The 17,650-nt window shown below is 72.2% G+C and carries 16 protein-coding genes; 9 read left to right on the top strand and 7 right to left on the bottom strand.

Annotated features, from left to right (window positions below; genetic code table 11):
• The first annotated feature begins 11 nt into the window (after positions 1 to 11).
• Positions 12 to 920, top strand: coding sequence for a Bax inhibitor-1/YccA family protein (locus ABZ016_RS11785; protein ID WP_356916402.1), 909 nt, complete (start codon positions 12 to 14; stop codon positions 918 to 920).
• A gap of 60 nt (positions 921 to 980) precedes the next feature.
• Here the strand turns inward: ABZ016_RS11785 and ABZ016_RS11780 are convergent, their stop codons facing one another.
• Positions 981 to 1,211, bottom strand: a complete 231-nt coding sequence (locus tag ABZ016_RS11780) for a DUF4287 domain-containing protein (protein WP_104780228.1) — start codon at positions 1,209 to 1,211, stop codon at positions 981 to 983.
• Between the two features lie 101 nt (positions 1,212 to 1,312).
• Here ABZ016_RS11780 and ABZ016_RS11775 point away from each other — a divergent pair, with 101 nt between their 5' ends.
• Positions 1,313 to 1,624, top strand: coding sequence for a hypothetical protein (locus ABZ016_RS11775; protein WP_356916401.1), 312 nt, complete (start codon positions 1,313 to 1,315; stop codon positions 1,622 to 1,624).
• 78 nt (positions 1,625 to 1,702) lie between these two features.
• On the opposite strand, the gene ABZ016_RS11770 is transcribed toward ABZ016_RS11775, so the two are convergent.
• The 3 genes from ABZ016_RS11770 to ABZ016_RS11760 form a co-directional block, all read right to left on the bottom strand.
• Positions 1,703 to 2,482, bottom strand: coding sequence for a hypothetical protein (locus tag ABZ016_RS11770; protein ID WP_356916400.1), 780 nt, complete (start codon positions 2,480 to 2,482; stop codon positions 1,703 to 1,705).
• A gap of 273 nt (positions 2,483 to 2,755) precedes the next feature.
• Entirely contained in the window at positions 2,756 to 3,973 is a 1,218-nt protein-coding gene (locus ABZ016_RS11765) for an acetyl-CoA C-acetyltransferase (RefSeq protein WP_356916399.1), read from the bottom strand.
• Between the two features lie 143 nt (positions 3,974 to 4,116).
• A complete protein-coding gene (locus ABZ016_RS11760; protein WP_356916398.1) occupies positions 4,117 to 5,142 on the bottom strand; it encodes an SGNH/GDSL hydrolase family protein in 1,026 nt (341 codons plus the stop codon).
• A 163-nt stretch (positions 5,143 to 5,305) separates the two neighbouring features.
• Here ABZ016_RS11760 and ABZ016_RS11755 point away from each other — a divergent pair, with 163 nt between their 5' ends.
• On the top strand, positions 5,306 to 6,694 hold the full coding sequence (locus tag ABZ016_RS11755; RefSeq protein WP_356916397.1) for a cystathionine beta-synthase: 1,389 nt from the start codon (positions 5,306 to 5,308) through the stop codon (positions 6,692 to 6,694).
• 345 nt (positions 6,695 to 7,039) lie between these two features.
• Here ABZ016_RS11755 and ABZ016_RS11750 read toward each other — a convergent pair whose 3' ends face one another.
• Positions 7,040 to 7,870 carry a helix-turn-helix transcriptional regulator gene (locus ABZ016_RS11750; RefSeq protein WP_356916396.1) on the bottom strand — a complete coding sequence of 277 codons (831 nt, stop codon included), beginning with the start codon at positions 7,868 to 7,870 and terminating at the stop codon, positions 7,040 to 7,042.
• Positions 7,871 to 8,014: 144 nt separating this feature from the next.
• On the opposite strand from ABZ016_RS11750, the gene ABZ016_RS11745 reads away from it, so the two are divergent.
• Positions 8,015 to 8,776: an SDR family oxidoreductase gene (locus tag ABZ016_RS11745; protein WP_356916395.1), complete on the top strand. Its 762-nt coding sequence runs from the start codon at positions 8,015 to 8,017 to the stop codon at positions 8,774 to 8,776.
• A gap of 11 nt (positions 8,777 to 8,787) precedes the next feature.
• Here ABZ016_RS11745 and ABZ016_RS11740 read toward each other — a convergent pair whose 3' ends face one another.
• Positions 8,788 to 9,216 (bottom strand): hypothetical protein, encoded by a 429-nt coding sequence (locus tag ABZ016_RS11740; RefSeq protein ID WP_356916394.1) that lies wholly within the window; start codon positions 9,214 to 9,216, stop codon positions 8,788 to 8,790.
• Positions 9,217 to 9,360: 144 nt separating this feature from the next.
• Here ABZ016_RS11740 and ABZ016_RS11735 point away from each other — a divergent pair, with 144 nt between their 5' ends.
• Positions 9,361 to 10,203 (top strand): MurR/RpiR family transcriptional regulator, encoded by an 843-nt coding sequence (locus tag ABZ016_RS11735; RefSeq protein WP_356916393.1) that lies wholly within the window; start codon positions 9,361 to 9,363, stop codon positions 10,201 to 10,203.
• Positions 10,204 to 10,394: 191 nt separating this feature from the next.
• On the opposite strand, the gene ABZ016_RS11730 is transcribed toward ABZ016_RS11735, so the two are convergent.
• Positions 10,395 to 11,747, bottom strand: coding sequence for a diaminopimelate decarboxylase (locus ABZ016_RS11730; protein ID WP_356916392.1), 1,353 nt, complete (start codon positions 11,745 to 11,747; stop codon positions 10,395 to 10,397).
• Positions 11,748 to 11,874: 127 nt separating this feature from the next.
• Between ABZ016_RS11730 and hutU the strand changes: the two genes are divergently transcribed.
• From hutU to hutI, 4 genes are read left to right on the top strand one after another with little or no spacing between them, the layout of a single operon-like run.
• The gene (gene hutU, locus ABZ016_RS11725; RefSeq protein WP_356916391.1) at positions 11,875 to 13,539 is read left to right on the top strand and encodes a urocanate hydratase; all 1,665 of its coding nucleotides are present in this window, start codon (positions 11,875 to 11,877) and stop codon (positions 13,537 to 13,539) included.
• Positions 13,536 to 14,753: an allantoate amidohydrolase gene (locus ABZ016_RS11720; protein WP_356916390.1), complete on the top strand. Its 1,218-nt coding sequence runs from the start codon at positions 13,536 to 13,538 to the stop codon at positions 14,751 to 14,753. Before hutU ends, ABZ016_RS11720 begins: the two co-directional genes overlap by 4 nt.
• Entirely contained in the window at positions 14,750 to 16,111 is a 1,362-nt protein-coding gene (locus ABZ016_RS11715; protein ID WP_356916389.1) for a formimidoylglutamate deiminase, read from the top strand. The genes ABZ016_RS11720 and ABZ016_RS11715 overlap by 4 nt, the downstream gene beginning before the upstream one ends.
• On the top strand, positions 16,108 to 17,403 hold the full coding sequence (gene hutI, locus ABZ016_RS11710; protein WP_356916388.1) for an imidazolonepropionase: 1,296 nt from the start codon (positions 16,108 to 16,110) through the stop codon (positions 17,401 to 17,403). Before ABZ016_RS11715 ends, hutI begins: the two co-directional genes overlap by 4 nt.
• The last annotated feature ends 247 nt before the right edge of the window (positions 17,404 to 17,650 follow it).

Raw genomic sequence — 17,650 nt, 5'->3', positions numbered from 1 at the left:
GGAGGAGTGAAATGAGGAGCAGAAACCCGGTCTTCTCGCGACGGGGGTTCAGCCGCGACAACGGCTACGCGGGCTTCAACACCGCGCCGCAGGCCGGGGGTCCCGCTGTTGCCACGCAGGGCAACCCGTACGCCCAGCCGACGGGCGACCCGTACGCGCAGAACCCGTACGCGCAGAACCCCTACGCCCAGCAGGACCTGCAGTACGGCGCACCGCCGCAGGCCCCGGCCACCACCGGCCGGATGACCATCGACGACGTCGTCCTGCGCACGGCGAGCACGCTCGGTGTGCTCATCCTCACCGCGGCGCTCTCCTGGGCCCTGCTGCCGGTCGACGACGCCAACATCAGCCGTAGCTACGGCATCGGCATCGGCGCCGCGCTGATCGGCATGGTCCTGGCGTTCGTGCAGTCCTTCAAGCGCAAGGCCTCGCCCGCGCTGATCCTGACGTACGCCGCGTTCGAGGGTGTCTTCCTCGGCGTCGTGTCCAACATCGTCGACAACCGCATCGCCGACGGCGCCGCCATGCAGGCGGTGATCGGCACCATGGCGGTCTTCGCCGGTGTGCTGGTCGCCTACAAGGCCGGCTGGATCCGCGTCAACCGGCGCTTCTACGGCTTCGTGATGGCGGCCGCGCTCGGCTTCATCCTGCTGATGGCCGTGAACCTGCTGTTCGCGGTGTTCGGCGGCGGTGACGGCCTCGGCTTCCGCAGTGGTGCCCTGGGCGTCGTCTTCGGCGTCATCGGCATCATCCTCGGAGCCTGCTTCCTCGCCCTGGACTTCAAGCAGGTCGAGGACGGCGTCGCCTACGGCGCCCCGCGTGAGGAGGCGTGGCTCGCGGCCTTCGGCCTGACGCTCACGCTGGTGTGGATCTACATGGAGTTCCTGAGGCTCATCTCGATCCTCAACAGCAACGACTAGTTCGCGACGGTCGTACGGACAAGGGCCCCGGCTTCGGCCGGGGCCCTTGTCCTTGCGCGCTCAGAGCAGTTTGCGCGCGGCCCTCCTCAGGTCGTACTCGTGGATGATGGCCTTGGCGTGGCCGTACGCGAGGTTGTGTTCGTGCCGGAGCCAGCTGACCTTTTCCTCGAAGCGGAAGAGCGCCGGGCCTTCGTCGACGGTGCGCAGCCAGTCGGAGATCTGACGGCCGGTGCAGTGGGGGATGCGGGCGAGCATGTTGCGATGGGTCTCTTCGGAGAAGACTTGGGACATCGGCGCCTCCGGACGCTGGGATGTAAGCCGGTCCTTCAGGTCACGGTGCCTGAGTGTTCGCCCGTTGGCAACAGTCCCGGTGCGACGCGTACGCTCGCGACGTGGTTGATACGACGCCTCTGACCCGTGCGGTGGATCACTTCGCCGATCGTTTGAGGGCTGCGCCCCAGAGCCGCTTGCAGCGGGGCGCTGCCGCTGAGGCTCTGGAGCTCGCCAGGGAGTTGGCCCGGAGGGCGCAGCGTCTGGAGGCTCCTGATGTGGAGCCTCGGGAGATGCCGGATGCGGGGATGTTTGCTGCCGCAGATCAGATCACCGTTGCGGGGCATGATCTGGCGGTGGTGATTCCCAGTGAGTCGGACGTCGACGAAGCCGTGAGGGTGGTGGAGGAGGCGCAGAAGCGGGCGGGGGTTTAGCGCCGTTCGCGGGTGCCGGTCGTGTGTGGCTGGTCGCGCCCACGCGGCGGAGCCGCACATCGATACCGCCCCGAGCCCCTAAAGGGACGCGATGACCCGGTCCGCCAGGATGTAGACGTTCTCCTCGCCGCACTCGAACGTCAGGGTGTAGGCGCCGGAGACGCCCGAGCCGCCCAGGAGGGTCGGGGTCTGCCCTGCGCGGAGGGCGCTGCCGAGGCGTTCTGCCGTCTCGCGGTGGCCGGGGGTCATGCACAGGGTCGTGCCGTCGGCGAAGACGTAGACGTCGAGGGTGCCCAGAGGGCCCGGGCGGACGTCCGTCAGTTCGACGCGAGAGGCGGCCAGCTCCTCCAGGGTGGCGACGGTGCGCTCGTGGTCGTTCACCACCGGCGAGGAGTTCGGCACGAAGTCCGGGTGGGAGGGGTGGCGGCGGCGGGCCGCGGCCAGCTCGGCGGACTCGCCGGCCGGCTCCTCGCTGTCCGCACCGGGCTCGGACACCGGCTCCAGACCCGCGAAATCGGCCTGCCGGGGCAGGAACAGATCGGTGTCGGGCAGGCCCAGCAGGGGCGGCGCGTCGGAGGCGTCACGGGTCTCCTGGGCGGCCCAGAACGCCCGCGCCTCGGCGAGTTCGCGCTCCCGTTCCTCGGCGAGCGCCGCGGCCACGGCGGCCCGTATCTCGTCGGCGTCGGCGCTACGGGCGGCGGGCAGCAGGGCGCGGGTCATGGCGGCGCGGTTCTCGGCCAGCGCGGTGTGCAGGGCGGCGACCTGTCGGCGCAGCTGCAGGACGGTGCGCAGGACGGCGACACCCACGGCGCCCGTGGCGGCCGTGGTGACCAGCAACGCGATCGGCATGGCGCTCACTGACGTACTCCCGGTTCAAAGTCGACCCCCGACTTCCTACATCAGCTTGAAGGGCGGACTAAGCAGCTGTCAGTGCGTAGCGTCACGAAACGGACAGGGCTTCGGTCCCGGGGGAGGGGGTGTGACCACTGTGACCTGGGGATCTCCCCGAATGGAGGGAGATAGGTCACATCCTGGGTGAGATTGGATCACAAAACGGCCCAGAACCCTGGTGCTTTCCGGGTTCTGGGCCATTGCCTCACGGGCGGTGCCGCTGCGGCTACGGTGCGGTGCTCAGCTGAGGCGCTCGATGACCATGGCCATGCCCTGGCCGCCGCCCACGCACATCGTCTCCAGGCCGAACTGCTTGTCGTGGAACTGGAGGGAGTTGATGAGCGTGGTGGTGATGCGGGCGCCGGTCATGCCGAAGGGGTGGCCGACGGCGATGGCACCGCCGTTGACGTTCAGCTTCTCCAGCGGGATGCCGAGGTCGCGGTAGGAGGGGATCACCTGGGCGGCGAACGCCTCGTTGATCTCCACCAGGTCGATGTCGTCGATGGAGAGCCCCGCCCGCTTCAGGGCCTGCTTGCTCGCCTCGACCGGGCCGAGGCCCATGATCTCGGGAGAGAGGCCGGAGACGCCGGTCGACACGATCCGGGCGAGCGGGGTGAGGCCGAGCTCGCGGGCCTTGGTGTCGGACATGATGACGAGCGCGGCGGCGCCGTCGTTCAGCGGGCAGCAGTTGCCGGCCGTGACCAGGCCGTCGGGGCGGAAGACCGGCTTGAGGCCCTGGACCGCCTCCAGGGTGACGCCGGCGCGGGGGCCGTCGTCCTTGGCGACGACCGTGCCGTCGGGCAGGGTCACCGGGGTGATCTCGCGCTCCCAGAAGCCGTTCTTGATGGCCTCTTCGGCGAGGTTCTGCGAGCGGACGCCGAACTCGTCCATGTCCTGACGGGTGACGCCCTTGGCGCGGGCCAGGTTCTCGGCGGTCTGGCCCATCGTGATGTACGGGTCGGGCAGCAGGCCGTCCTCGCGCGGGTCGTGCCAGCCGGTGCCCTCGGACTGGGCGGTCTCGGCGGTGCGGGCCTCGGCGTCGGCGAAGAGCGGGTTGTGCGTGCCGGGCATGTCGGAGCTGCCGAACGCGTACCGGGAGACCGTCTCGACACCGGCCGAGATGAAGACGTCACCCTCGCCGGCCTTGATGGCGTGCAGGGCCATGCGGGAGGTCTGCAGGGACGAGGAGCAGTACCGGGTGACGGTGCAGCCCGGCAGGTGGTCCATGCCCATCTGTACGGCCACGATGCGGCCGAGGTTGTGGCCCTGCTCGCCGCCGGGCAGGCCGCAGCCGAGCATCAGGTCGTCGATGTCCTTCGGGTCCAGCTCGGGGACCTTGGCGAGGGCGGCCTGCACGATGGTGGCGGCGAGGTCGTCCGGGCGCATGTCCTTGAGGGAGCCCTTGACGGCGCGGCCGATGGGGGAGCGGGCGGCTGAGACGATCACGGCTTCGGGCATCACGGCTCCATTGACGTACCGGGTGGTCTGGCTGGGCTGTCTGGGAAGTTACCCGTACGTATGGGCTGGGTCACGGGTGTGGCGGTGTGACCCTGGCCGCAGTTTTCTAAGCGCTTGCTTTTCTCGTCCCGGCTCCCTCCGCCTCAGCTCGACGGAGTGACGGGAGCCGGTTCCTGCTCGGGTACCCGCCGGCGCCGCCGGCGTTTCAGCAGGGCCCACGGGCCCCGCGGCCCGGTCGGCATGGCGGCCGCGACCTCCGTACCCGCCTCCGAGGCGGCCTCCGCGGCCGCCCGTGCCACCGGCAGGAAGCCCTCGCGGCGGGAGGCGTCCGGGCGCTCCTCCTCGGCCGGCCACAGGCCGAGCGCGGCGCAGACGGTCGGCAGGACCGCCATCGCCGCCGTGGCGTATCCCTCGGCGGAGGGGTGGTAGTTGTCCGGGCCGAACAGCTCACGCGGGTTCGCGGCGAACTCGGGGCCCAGCAGGTCGCCCAGGGACACGGTGCGGCCGCCCTGTTCGACGACTCCGATCGTCTGGGCGGCCGCCAGCTGCCGGGACGCCCGTCGGGCCAGCCAGCGCAAGGGCTGCCGGACCGGCTCGATGGTGCCGAGGTCGGGGCAGGTGCCGACCACGACCTCGGCACCCGCCGTGCGCAGCCTTCGTACCGCCGAGGCCAGACAGCGCACCGAGCGGGTCGCGGGCATGCGGTGGGTGACGTCGTTCGCACCGACCATGATCACGCAGATGTCGGGCACCGGGCCGGGGTCGGCCAGGACCAGGGCCACCTGGCGGTCCAGGTCGTCCGAGCGGGCCCCGGGCGTCGCCACCGTGCGCAACTCGACCGGGCGTTCCGCCAGTGCCGCGACGCCCGAGGCCAGCAGCGCTCCCGGGGTCTGCCCCGAGCGGTGCACGCCCTGGCCCGCGGCCGTGGAGTCACCCAGCATCGTCAGCCGCAGCGGCGTCTGCCCGGGACCGGCGTACGTACCGCCGTACCGCCCGTCCGCGTGCGGCACATGAGGGGACGTGCCGTTGCCCACCCGGCGCCGCGCCAGCTGCACCTCCGCCAGCAGCAGCCCCATGGCGGCCGCCCCGGCCAGGCCGATCCCGCCACCGCCGTACGCCGCGCCGGCCGCGATCCGCCGGGCCACCCGCGCCCTCGACATGCTCGTCATGCGTCGCCGCCACCTCCTCGAACCCGTACACCCTGTGCTTGCCCCGTACAGCCCGTGCTCCAATCTCAACGGGGAGTGAACGACCGTCACGGACCACGACGGGGCCCGAGGCCATAGGCTGGCGGCACCACTCAGACCACTTCTGCGGCATCCGGAGACAACGGTGCAGTTCCACGACTCGATGATCAGTCTCGTCGGCAACACCCCGCTGGTGAGGCTCAACAGCGTGACCAAGGGCATCAGGGCGACCGTCCTGGCCAAGGTGGAGTACTTCAACCCCGGCGGTTCCGTGAAGGACCGCATCGCCCTGCGCATGATCGAGGCGGCCGAGGAGAGCGGCGCGCTCAAGCCCGGCGGCACGATCGTCGAGCCGACCAGCGGCAACACCGGGGTCGGGCTCGCCATCGTCGCGCAGCAGAAGGGGTACAAGTGCATCTTCGTGTGCCCCGACAAGGTGAGCACCGACAAGATCAACGTGCTGCGCGCCTACGGCGCCGAGGTCGTCGTGTGCCCGACCGCCGTGGACCCCGAACACCCGGACTCCTACTACAACGTCTCCGACCGGCTGGTCCGCGAGACGCCGGGGGCCTGGAAGCCCGACCAGTACTCCAACCCCAACAACCCGCTCTCCCACTACCACTCCACCGGCCCCGAGCTGTGGGAGCAGACGGAGGGGAGGATCACCCACTTCGTGGCGGGCGTGGGCACCGGCGGCACGATCTCCGGGACCGGCCGCTACCTGAAGGAGATCAGCGACGGCAAGGTCAAGGTCGTCGGCGCCGACCCCGAGGGCTCCGTCTACTCGGGCGGCTCCGGGCGGCCGTACCTCGTCGAGGGCGTCGGTGAGGACTTCTGGCCGACCGCCTACGACCGGACCGTCGCGGACGAGATCGTCGCCGTGTCCGACAAGGACTCCTTCCAGATGACCCGCCGTCTCGCCAAGGAGGAGGGCCTCCTGGTCGGCGGCTCCTGCGGCATGGCGGTCGTGGCCGCGCTGGAGGTCGCCGCGCGGCTCGGCGAGGACGACGTGGTGGTGGTGCTGCTGCCGGACAGCGGCCGCGGCTACCTGTCCAAGATCTTCAATGACGAGTGGATGGCCGACTACGGCTTCCTCGAGGACTCCGGCCCCAGCGCCCGCGTCGGCGACGTCCTCGCCGACAAGGAGGGCGACCGCATGCCCTCCCTCGTCCACATGCACCCCGAGGAGACGGTCGGCCAGGCCATCGACGTGCTGCGCGAGTACGGCGTCTCGCAGATGCCGGTCGTCAAGCCCGGCGCCGGGCACCCCGACGTGATGGCCGCCGAGGTCGTCGGCTCGGTCGTGGAACGCGAGCTGCTGGACGCGCTGTTCAGCAAGAGCGCCTCGCTGGAGGACCCGCTGGAGAAGCACATGTCCGCGCCGCTGCCCCAGGTCGGCTCCGGCGAACCGGTCGCGGACCTGATGGCCGTCCTGGGCAGGGCGGACGCGGCGATCGTCCTCGTCGAGGGCAAGCCGACCGGTGTGGTCAGTCGGCAGGACCTGCTGTCCTTCCTCGCCAGGGCCGGGAAGTGACGGCGAACGTGCGGTGAACCACCCGTGAACCGGGTGAACTTGCGGCATCCGTGATCTTCGTGGACTTCGCGGAAGTGGTACGAGGGTGTCACGTCCGCGCAGCACCCGCTTAACACGGGTCCTGCACATTAGGGGGTGTCGGCAGGGCGGGAGCGGCTCCCCGCCCCGGCCGGCGCCGTAGGCGTCACGGACCTCCGGAGCGGCTCCCGGACCTCCACGGACGCCACGGACGCGTAAGCCCGGCCCTGACCAGGCCCGCGTCCTTCGCGGGGACCGCCGTCGTCCCGCCCCCCGTTCACGGGGGTGCGGCGGTCCCCGCGCAAGCTTTCCCGGCCTCGGCGGGTGTCAGTCGGCGTGGCTCGTGGCCCAACTTCCCAGCAGCGCGAGCCGCTCGGCCGTCTCCGATCCCGCTTCCGGCGCGTAGGCCACGATCGTCTGGTCCGGTGCCCCGGGGATGGTGAGGGTCTCGTAGGGGAGGGTCAGCAGGCCCGCGACCGGGTGGTGGAGGTGTTTCACCCCGTGGTCGCAGGGGTTCACCAGGTGGTCGGCCCACAGGCGGCGGAAGTCCTCGCTCGCCCGCGACAGTTCGGCGACGAGTTCGGCTGTGGCGGCGTCCCCGGGATGGTGGCCCGCCTGCAGGCGCAGATGGGCGACCGTCTGGGCGGCGATCTCCGCCCAGTGCGGATACAGGTCGCGGGCGGCGGGGTCGAGGAAGACGCGGCGCGGGATGTTGCGCTCGGCGGCACCGGTGCCGCCGAAGTCGAGCAACGCGTCGGCGAGGGCGTTCCAGCCGAGGACGTCCATGCGATGGTCCAGGACGTACGCCGGGTTGCGGTCCATGCCGTCCAGGAGGAGCTGGACGCCCGGGCGCACCCGGGACGCGGCCGGGCGGTCGTCGTCCCGCCGGCGGGGCCGGGCCACCGCCCGCAGGTAGTCGTGCTCCGCCCCGTCCAGCCGCAGCACCCGCGCCACCGCGTCCAGCACGGCGTCGGACACGCTCGGCCCCCTGCCCTGTTCCAGACGGACGTAGTAGTCGACGCTCACCCCGGCCAGTTGCGCCACCTCCTCGCGGCGCAGGCCCGGGACGCGGCGGCGGCCGTAGGAGGGCAGCCCCACCTCCTCCGGCTGGATACGCGCGCGGCGCGAGCGCAGAAAGTCTCCGATGTCTCCGTCCATGCCCGTGAGCCTAGGCGGCCCGGGGCCGGCGAGCCTGGTACTGACAGACCCAGGAAAACCGTCGCCCTGGGTACGGCGGCCGATGCCGCCGAAGGTGGTGGGCGAGGCCGGGGAGACGCCCCGGCACCACCGAGGGGATCTCCCATGTCGTACGACAACCTGGCCGGCCGTACCGCCGTCGTCACCGGAGCCGCGAGCGGGATCGGCGAGGCCGTCGCCGTGCTGCTGGCCGACCGGGGCGCACGGGTGGCGCTGCTGGCCCGGCGCGGGGAACGGCTGGAGGCCGTCGCCGGGAAGATCCGCGCGAACGGCGGGCAGGCCCTGGCCGTCGTCGCGGACGTCACCGACGAGGCGTCCGTGGCGGACGCCGCCGACCGGATCCATGCGGAGTACGGGCCCGTCGACCTGGTCGTCAACGCGGCCGGGGTCATGCTGCCCCACCCCGTCGAGGACCGGCGCGCCGACGAGTGGCGGCGGATGCTCGACACCAACGTCGCCGGAGTGCTGCGGATCATCGGCGCCTTCACCGAGGACCTGGTGAACGCCGCCGCGGACGGCCGTACGGCCGACCTCGTGAACATCTCGTCCATCGCCGCGCACGTCAGCTTCCCGAACTACGCGGTGTACGGCGCGACCAAGGCGGCCGTCACCTACCTGTCGGAGTCCCTGCGCGGCGAGTTCGGGCCGCGGGACGTGCGGGTCACCAACATCGAGCCCGGGTTCGTCGAGAGCGAGCTGCGCACGCACATCACCGACGCGGAACTGTCCCAGGAGGTGGAGGGCATGCTGGACGCGGTGGGCGCGCTGTCCGCCGAGGAACTCGCCGACCTGGTGGCCTACGCGACCAGCCGGCCGCGCCGGGTCAACCTGCGGCAGATCGTCGCGCTGCCCACCCGGCAGGCCTGACGAAGGGGCGCTCAGTCCTCCCAGTCGCCGTCCCGGGAGGACTTGCGGCCGAACAGCCCCGGGTTGGTGCGGACGGCCTGGAAGGCGTTGACGCCGACGATGCCGGCCCAGGTGACGATCAGACCGGGCAGATGACCCACGCCGCCGCCGATCGCCGACAGCGGCACCGCGAGGACCAGGGAGACGATCCCGAAGCCGAACTTCTCGCCCCAGGAATCGGTGGCCTTCGGGGAGCGCGAGTCCCGGGCGGTCTGCATCTGCTGCTCGGCGAGCTGCCGGCGCACCCGGCGCTCCACCGCGCCGTCGATCCGCTGGTCGACCTTCTCCAGGAACGAGTCGACCAGCGCGGACTCGTACTCCTCGCCCAGTTCCCTGCGCGTCTGCAGGGTGGCGTCGAGTTCCTTCTTCAGGTCGGTGTCCCGCGCGTCCAATCCGCTCATGTCCCCACAGTAGGAAGCGGTACCGTCGGCCGCACTGGGGTTAGCCCCCCTGTCGGGACGGGGGCAGCCCTTCGGTCCCGGTTGCCGGTCTGCATATGCTCATGCAGAATCCTCAGCTACTGAATAGGCGAGGGGGAGCACGTCATGAGCGTGACCGACAGCCCTGCCGCGCGGCTCCAGGCGCTCTTCGAGGGCCACCGGCTGACGCCGACCCAGCGGCGCATCGCGCACAGCATGGTGCGGCGCGCCGCCGACGTGCCGTTCCTGTCGAGCGTGGAGCTCGCCGAGCTGGCCGGGGTCAGCCAGCCGTCGGTGACCCGGTTCGCCGTCGCCCTCGGCTTCGACGGCTACCCCGCGCTGCGCCGCCATCTGCGCGAGGTCGCCCCCGCGGAGCCCGCGGCCGACGCCGGGTCGTCCAACGAGTACCAGCAGGCCGTCGAGGCGGAGATCGAGAACCTGCGGCACCTGGCGGAGGCCCTGGCCGACCCCGGGCCGGTGCGGCGGGCGGGGCGCCTGCTGGCCGCCTCCCGGCCGCTGCCCGTCCTCGGACTGCGGGCGGCGGCGGCCCAGGCGCACGGCTTCGCCTACTTCGCCGCCAAGGTCCACTCCGACGTACGGCTCCTCGGCGAGGGCGGCACGATGCTCCAGGACCGCATCGACGCCGCAGTCCGGGCCGGTGCGACCGCACTGCTGTGCTTCGCGCTGCCCCGGCATCCCCGCGAGGTCGTCGACACCCTCGACTACGCCCGGCAGGCCGGGCTGACCGTCGTCACCGTCGCCGACTCCGCCTTCGCGCCGGTCGCCAAGGTGTCCGATCTGCTGCTGCCCGCCGCCGTCGGCACCGGCCTCGCCTTCGACACGGCCTGCGCGCCGATGCTGCTCGGCCGGGTCCTGCTGGAGGCGATGTGCGACGACCTGCCTCAGGCCCAGGCCCGCCTGGAGGAGTTCGACGCGAAGGCGGCGGCGCGCGGCCTGTTCGTCGACTGACGGCACGCGCGGCGCCTTCTCACGCTCGTCTCACGTTGCGTCGCTGAGGTGCGTCTCCTGCCGAGTCGGACGGAGGCCGGACGTGACGTGGGTGCGGGTGGACGTGTGAGCGCCCCGCCAGGGGCGCGGGGAACTGCGCGACCGGCCACGACGGACCCGGCAGCCCGCGCGCCACGGAACCTCGACGGCGCTCACGTCAACCCATCCACCCACGCCCCACCGGACTCGGCGACAACCTCCCCCACCGTCTGCGCCTCCCGCACCACCGCGAACCGCCCGTCCGGCCAGAACCCGTAAACCCCCGGCCGCACCAGCGAGTTGTACGCGTAGTGATGCGCGAAGTAGTACGCCCCCGTGTCCAGCGCCGCCGCGTAGTCCCCCTGCTCGAGCAACGGCATGGACCGCCCCTCCGCCAGCAGGTCCCCCGAGAAACAGGCCGGCCCGGCGACGTCCTGCACGACGACGGGCCCGTCCTTCACCCGCCCCTTCGCGTCGTACGCCGCGATCCGCAACGGCCAGCTCCCCGGCGCGTACACCGTCCGCGCGGCCACCTGCACACCGGCATGGGTCACCGCCACCGCCCGTCCGCCGGAGGACTTCGCGTACTCGACCCGCGCCACGACCGTCCCGTGCTTGGCGAGAAGTGACCGCCCGAACTCCGTGACCAGGCCGTACCGTCCGTCGAACAGTCCCGGCACCTCCTCGGCCAGCACGCGCGCGTACTGCGCGTACGTCGGTGTGGTGGCGTCCGACGCGAAGTTCACGGGCAGCCCGCCGCCGATGTCGAGCGTGTCGATCTGCCGCCGCCCGGCCCGCCGGTTGATCTCCTCCGCCAGCGTGTACGTCTCCGCCACGCCCCGGGCCATCAGGGACAGCGGGATCCCCTGGGACCCGGTGTGCGCGTGCAACCGGGTCAGCCATGGCCGGTCCAGGCATGCCTGTACGACCCACTCGCGCGCCCCCTCGTCCCGCAGCGCCACCCCGAACTTCGATGTGGCCGTGGCGGTGGACGTCGCCTCGATGGAACCCCCGCCGACCTGCGGGTTCACCCGAATGCCGAGCGGCGAGCGGCTGTCGGCGGATGCCATCAGCCCGTCGATGCGCTCCAGCTCCTGCGGGTTGTCCGCGTTGACGGCGATGCCCAGCGCCAGCGCCTCGCGCAGCTCGGCCGGGGTCTTCGCGGGCGAGTCGAGCACCGTCATGGCCGGCTCCACCCCCGCGGCCCGCGCCAGCGCCAGCTCACCCGGGCTCGCCACCTCCGCGCCCACGCCCTCCTCGCGCAGCAGCCGCAGCACCGGCACCAGCGGGGTCGCCTTCACCGCGAAGGCGTGCAGCACGGGGGTGCCCGGTGCCACCACCGCGTCGAACGCCGCCCGCAGCTCGGCCGCCGACTCCCGGATGCCGGTGACGTCCAGCAGCCCGGCGATGGGGCTCTCGGGCCCGAGCAGGCCCTGTTCCACGGCGGCCCGCACCGCCTCGTCCCGCCGGGCCGCCCGCCCGGCGCCGTCGTCGTCCGCCTCGAATCCCTCGTTGTGTGCGCCCATGCATCCAGCCAAACATCCACGCCACCGCCGCGCCGACCCCCCGACGTATTGACTAGCTCTATTCAGAGGGTAAGGATGTGAATAACCCCAGCAACATCCGTCGGGAGCACCCACCAGGAGGCAGACCATGTCAGGACCCCGCCCCGTCCGAGCACCGCGCGGCACGGAACTGAGCGCCCTGGGATGGCAGCAGGAAGCCGCCCTGCGGATGCTGCAGAACAACCTCGACCCGGAGGTCGCCGAGCACCCCGACAAGCTCGTCGTCTACGGCGGCACCGGCAAGGCGGCCCGCGACTGGCGTTCCTTCGACGCCATGGTCCGCACGCTGAGGACCCTCAAGCAGGACGAGACGATGCTCGTCCAGTCCGGCCGGCCCGTCGGTGTCATGCAGACCCACGAGTGGGCCCCGCGCGTCCTCATCGCCAACTCCAACCTCGTCGGCGACTGGGCGACCTGGGAGGAGTTCCGCCGCCTGGAGGCCCTCGGCCTGACCATGTACGGGCAGATGACCGCGGGCTCCTGGATCTACATCGGCACCCAGGGCATCCTCCAGGGCACCTACGAGACCTTCGCCGCCGTCGCCGCGAAGAAGTTCGGCGGCTCGCTGGCGGGCACCATCACGCTGACCGCGGGCCTCGGCGGCATGGGCGGCGCCCAGCCGCTCGCCGTGACGATGAACGACGGAGTGGCGATCTGCGTCGACTGCGACCCGCGGGCCATCGAGCGGCGCATCGAGCACCGGTACCTGGATGTGAAGGCCGACTCCCTCGACCACGCCCTGCGCCTGGCCGTGGAGGCCCGGGACGCCCGCCGCCCGCTGTCCATCGGTGTCCTCGGCAACGCCGCCGAACTGCTGCCGCAGCTGCTCGCCATGGGCGCCCCGATCGACATCGTCACCGACCAGACCTCCGCCCACGACCCGCTGGCCTACCTGCCCCTCGGCACCGCCTTCGAGGACATGGCCGACGCCGCCGCCAAGGACCCGGCCGGCTTCACCACCCGGGCCCGCGAGTCCATGGCCCGGCACGTCGAGGCCATGGTCGGCTTCATGGACGCCGGCGCGGAGGTCTTCGACTACGGCAACTCCATCCGCGGCGAGGCCCGACTCGCCGGATACGACCGGGCCTTCGCCTTCCCCGGCTTCGTCCCCGCCTACATCCGCCCGCTCTTCTGCGAGGGCAAGGGCCCCTTCCGCTGGGCGGCCCTCTCGGGCGACCCGGCCGACATCGCCAAGACCGACAAGGCGATCCTCGACCTCTTCCCGCAGAACGAGTCCCTCGCCCGGTGGATCAAGATGGCCGGCGAGTGCGTGCGCTTCCAGGGGCTGCCCGCCCGCATCTGCTGGCTCGGCTACGGCGAGCGGGACAAGGCCGGTGAGCGGTTCAACGACATGGTGGCGAGCGGTGAGCTGGCCGCGCCACTGGCCATCGGGCGCGACCACCTCGACTGCGGTTCCGTGGCCTCGCCCTACCGCGAGACCGAGGCCATGCTCGACGGGTCCGACGCGATCGCCGACTGGCCGCTGCTGAACGCCATGGTGAACGTGGCGTCGGGCGCCTCCTGGGTGTCGGTCCACCACGGCGGCGGCGTGGGGATGGGCCGGTCCCTCCACGCCGGCCAGGTGACGGTGGCCGACGGCACGAAGCTCGGCGGGGAGAAGATCCGCCGGGTCCTCACCAACGACCCCGGCATGGGCGTCATCCGGCACGTGGACGCGGGCTACGACATCGCGGAGTCGGTCGCCGACGAGCGCGGTGTCCGGGTCCCGATGCGTGAAGGTGACGACGCGTGACCTTCCACAGCATGTGGGCGGAGCTGCTGCCGATCGGCCGCAGCTCCGCCTCCGGCGGCTACCGCCGCTTCGCCTGGACCCCGGCCGACCTCGACTGCCGGGCCTGGTTCAAGGAGCAGGCGGAGTCCCGCGGACTGGCCTACGAGGTCGACCGCAACGGCAACCAGTGGGCCTGGCTCGGCGATCCCGACGCCGGGGACGCCGTCGTCACCGGGTCCCACCTCGACTCCGTGCCCGACGGGGGCGCCTTCGACGGGCCCCTCGGGGTCGTGTCCTCCTTCGCCGCGCTCGACGAACTGCGCGCAAGGGGCACGACCCTCACCAAGCCCCTCGCCGTCGTCAACTTCGGCGACGAGGAGGGCGCCCGGTTCGGACTCGCCTGTGTCGGCTCCCGGCTCACCGCCGGGCAGCTCACCCGCGAGCAGGCGCACCGGCTCACCGACGGCGACGGCGTCACACTGCCCCGCGCCATGGAGGCCGCCGGATACGACCCCGACGCCGTCGGACCCGACCCGGAGCGGCTCGCCCGCATCGGCGCCTTCGTGGAGCTGCACGTCGAGCAGGGCCGGGCCCTGGACCTGTCCGGCGACCGGATCGGCATCGCCAGCGCGATCTGGCCGCACGGCCGATGGCGGTTCGACTTCCGGGGCGAGGCCAACCACGCCGGCACCACCCGGCTCGCCGACCGGCGCGACCCCATGCTCCCCTACGCCGAAACCGTGCTCGCCGCCCGCCGCGAGGCCGAACTCGCCGGTGCCGTCGCCACCTTCGGCAAGATCGCCGTCGAGCCCAACGGCGTCAACGCCATCCCCTCACTGGTGCACGGCTGGCTCGACTCCCGTGCCGAGGACCAGGACCGGCTGGACGCCGTGGTCGCCGGAGTCGAGAAGGCGGCCGGGGAGTACGCCGCCGCCCACGGCATCGCCCTCGACGTCGTCCGCGAGTCGTTCACCCCCGTCGTGGAGTTCGACCACGCCCTGCGCGACGAACTCGCCCGCATCCTCGGCAAGGACACCGACATCACCGCGCCCGTCCTGGGTACGGGTGCCGGACACGACGCCGGGATCCTCTCCGGGCGCGTCCCGACCGCCATGCTGTTCGTACGCAACCCCACCGGCGTCTCGCACTCCCCGGCCGAGTTCGCCGCCGAGGACGACTGCGCGGCCGGAGTCCTCGCACTCGCCGACGTACTGGAAGGGCTGGCCCGCAGGTGACATCGAAGACCTACTGGCTGGAGCACGCCTGGCTCGACCCGCACGTCGAGCCCGGTGTGGCCCTCACTGTGTCCACAAGCGGCTCCGCCACGGGCCGGGACGGCCGCATCGCCGCCGTCACCCGGGGCACCGACACCCCGCCCCCCGGCGCCGAGATCCTCCGCGGGCTGACCCTCCCCGGCCTGGCCAACGCCCACAGCCACGCCTTCCACCGCGCCCTGCGCGGCACCGCCCAGGTCGGCTCCGGGACCTTCTGGACCTGGCGCGAGGTCATGTACTCCGTCGCCGACCGGCTGACCCCGGAGACCTACCACGCCCTCGCCCGGGCTGTGTACGCCGAGATGGCGCTGGCGGGCGTCACCTCGGTCGGCGAGTTCCACTACGTCCACCACGCCCCCGGCGGCACCCCCTACGCCGACCCCAACGCGATGGGCGAAGCCCTGATCGCGGCCGCCGCCGAAGCCGGGATCCGCATCACCCTCCTCGACACCGCCTACCTCTCCTCCGGCTTCGGCCGGCCGCCCACCACCCACCAGCTCCGCTTCTCCGACGGGAACGCCGAGGCCTGGGCCGAACGCTCTTCACTTCTCAAGGAACGGGATCACGCACGGATCGGGGCTGCGATCCACTCCGTACGGGCCGTGCCCGCCGACCAGCTGGCGACCGTCGCGCGGTGGGCCGAGGAGCGGCGGGCCCCGCTCCATGTGCACCTGTCCGAGCAGACCGCCGAGAACGACGCCTGCCTGGAGGTCCACGGCTGCACCCCGACCCAGCTCCTGGCCCTGCACGGGGTCCTCGGGCCGCGCACCACCGGAGTCCACAACACCCACCTCACCGCCGAGGACATCTCCCTGATCGGCGGCAGCGGCACCGGCACCTGCATGTGCCCGACCACCGAGCGGGACCTCGCGGACGGCATCGGCCCGGCCGCCGCCCTCCAGAACGAGGGCTCACCGCTCTCCCTCGGCTCCGACAGCCACGCCGTGATCGACCTGCTGGAGGAGGCGCGGGCCATGGAGCTGAACGAGCGGCTGCGCACCCGCGCCCGGGGTCACTGGACGGCGGCGGCCCTGCTGCGGGCGGCCTCGGCCGACGGGCACGCCGCCCTCGGCTGGGCGGAGGCCGGCTCCCTGGAGCCCGGCGCGCTCGCCGACTTCACGACGATCGCGCTCGACTCGGTCAGAACGGCTGGGCCGCTTCCACGGCTCGGTGCCGAGACGGCCGTATTCGCCGCGTCGGCAGCAGACGTGTCGCACACGGTCGTGGGAGGCCGGCACGTCGTACGGGACGGGGTGCACTGCCTCGTACCTGATGTGCCGCGGGCCCTCGCGGACGCCGTCGCAGCCCTGCGCGGATGACCTCGGGCCGCCCACCCGCGCGGCCCGCCTCCGCCCCCGAACCCGACCCCACCGCCGACCAGGCCACCAAGGACGCCATGAGCAACGCGACGACCGTCAGCCCCGCCCACTCCGCGAGCACCGCAAGCACGCTCATCACCAACATCGCCGCCCTGGTCACCAACGACCCCTCCTCCGGTGACGGTTCCCCCCTCGGACTGATCCAGGACGCCGCCGTCGTCATCGAAGGCGACCGCATCGCGTGGACCGGTGATCAAAGCAAAGCACCCGCCACTGACAATCGGGTCGACGCCGGCGGCCGGGCGGTCCTCCCGGGCTTCGTCGACTCCCACTCCCACCTCGTCTTCGCCGGCGACCGGACACAGGAGTTCAACGCCCGGATGTCGGGCCGGCCGTACAGCGCGGGCGGCATCCGCACGACCGTCGCCGCCACCCGCGCCGCGAGCGACGCGGAACTCGAGGCCAACCTGACCCGTTACCTCCGCGAGGCGCTGCTCCAGGGCACCACGACCTTCGAGACCAAGTCCGGCTACGGCCTGACCGTCGAGGACGAGGCCCGGGCCCTGCGCGTCGCCGCCGCCCACACCGACGAGGTCACCTTCCTCGGCGCCCACATCGTCCCGCCCGACCACGCCGACGACCCGGCCGCCTACGTCGCCCTCGTCACCGGCGAGATGCTCGACGCCTGCGCGCCCCACGCCCGCTGGATCGACGTCTTCTGCGAGCAGGGCGCCTTCGACGGCGACCAGGCCCGCGCGATCCTCACCGCCGGCAAGGCCGCGGGACTGCACCCCCGGGTCCACGCCAACCAGCTCTCCTACGGCCCGGGCGTACAGCTCGCCGTCGAACTCGACGCGGCGAGCGCCGACCACTGCACCCATCTGACCGAAGCGGACCTGGACGCCCTGGCCAACAGCCGTACGGTCGCCACGCTGCTCCCTGGCGCCGAGTTCTCCACCCGCGCCGAGTGGCCGGACGCCCGCCGCCTCCTGGACGCGGGCGTCACCGTGGCCCTCTCCACCGACTGCAACCCCGGGTCGTCCTTCACCTCCTCCGTCCCCTTCTGCATCGCGCTCGCCGTACGGGACATGGGCATGACCCCAGACGAGGCGGTGTGGTCGGCCACGGCGGGCGGGGCCGCCGCCCTCCGGCGCGACGACGTCGGCCGCCTCACCCCGGGCGCCTACGCCGACCTGACGCTCCTCGACGCCCCGAGCCATGTGCACCTGGCCTACCGTCCCGGCGTCCCGCTGGTCACCGGAGTGTGGCGGCGCGGCGAGCGGGTGCTCTGACTGCCGAACCCGCCAGAAGGTTGTGCACGATTTCCCTACCATATGCATAACAAGTGCATGACAAATCGGAGTTGACGATCCGCCAGATCAACACCTCCCGCACATAACGGACTTGACCCCCCCCTCATGGCGCGACGGAAGATCCCGCCAGTCGCACCGCGCACCATGACCCACGCGCCGGCCGTACGCGACGAGGGGGGTCTCATCGCCATGCCCCCCGACGGGGGGTGCAGTTCAGTTCCAGCGC

The sequence above is a fragment of the Streptomyces sp. NPDC006372 genome, assembly GCF_040612515.1.
Taxonomy (GTDB): domain Bacteria; phylum Actinomycetota; class Actinomycetes; order Streptomycetales; family Streptomycetaceae; genus Streptomyces.
The sequence above is the reverse complement of the archived record's forward strand: the minus strand, read 5'-3'. Positions and strand labels throughout refer to the sequence as shown.

What these genes read in the sequence shown, in the direction of transcription:
- ABZ016_RS11785 (WP_356916402.1), top strand. Translation starts at nt 12, where the DNA reads ATGAGGAGCAGAAACCCGGTCTTCTCGCGACGGGGGTTCAGCCGCGAC.
- ABZ016_RS11780 (WP_104780228.1), bottom strand. Translation starts at nt 1,211, where the DNA reads ATGTCCCAAGTCTTCTCCGAAGAGACCCATCGCAACATGCTCGCCCGC.
- ABZ016_RS11765 (WP_356916399.1), bottom strand. Translation starts at nt 3,973, where the DNA reads ATGCCCGAAGCCGTGATCGTCTCAGCCGCCCGCTCCCCCATCGGCCGC.
- ABZ016_RS11760 (WP_356916398.1), bottom strand. Translation starts at nt 5,142, where the DNA reads ATGACGAGCATGTCGAGGGCGCGGGTGGCCCGGCGGATCGCGGCCGGC.
- ABZ016_RS11750 (WP_356916396.1), bottom strand. Translation starts at nt 7,870, where the DNA reads ATGGACGGAGACATCGGAGACTTTCTGCGCTCGCGCCGCGCGCGTATC.
- ABZ016_RS11745 (WP_356916395.1), top strand. Translation starts at nt 8,015, where the DNA reads ATGTCGTACGACAACCTGGCCGGCCGTACCGCCGTCGTCACCGGAGCC.
- ABZ016_RS11740 (WP_356916394.1), bottom strand. Translation starts at nt 9,216, where the DNA reads ATGAGCGGATTGGACGCGCGGGACACCGACCTGAAGAAGGAACTCGAC.
- ABZ016_RS11735 (WP_356916393.1), top strand. Translation starts at nt 9,361, where the DNA reads ATGAGCGTGACCGACAGCCCTGCCGCGCGGCTCCAGGCGCTCTTCGAG.
- ABZ016_RS11730 (WP_356916392.1), bottom strand. Translation starts at nt 11,747, where the DNA reads ATGGGCGCACACAACGAGGGATTCGAGGCGGACGACGACGGCGCCGGG.
- hutU (WP_356916391.1), top strand. Translation starts at nt 11,875, where the DNA reads ATGTCAGGACCCCGCCCCGTCCGAGCACCGCGCGGCACGGAACTGAGC.
- hutI (WP_356916388.1), top strand. Translation starts at nt 16,108, where the DNA reads ATGACCTCGGGCCGCCCACCCGCGCGGCCCGCCTCCGCCCCCGAACCC.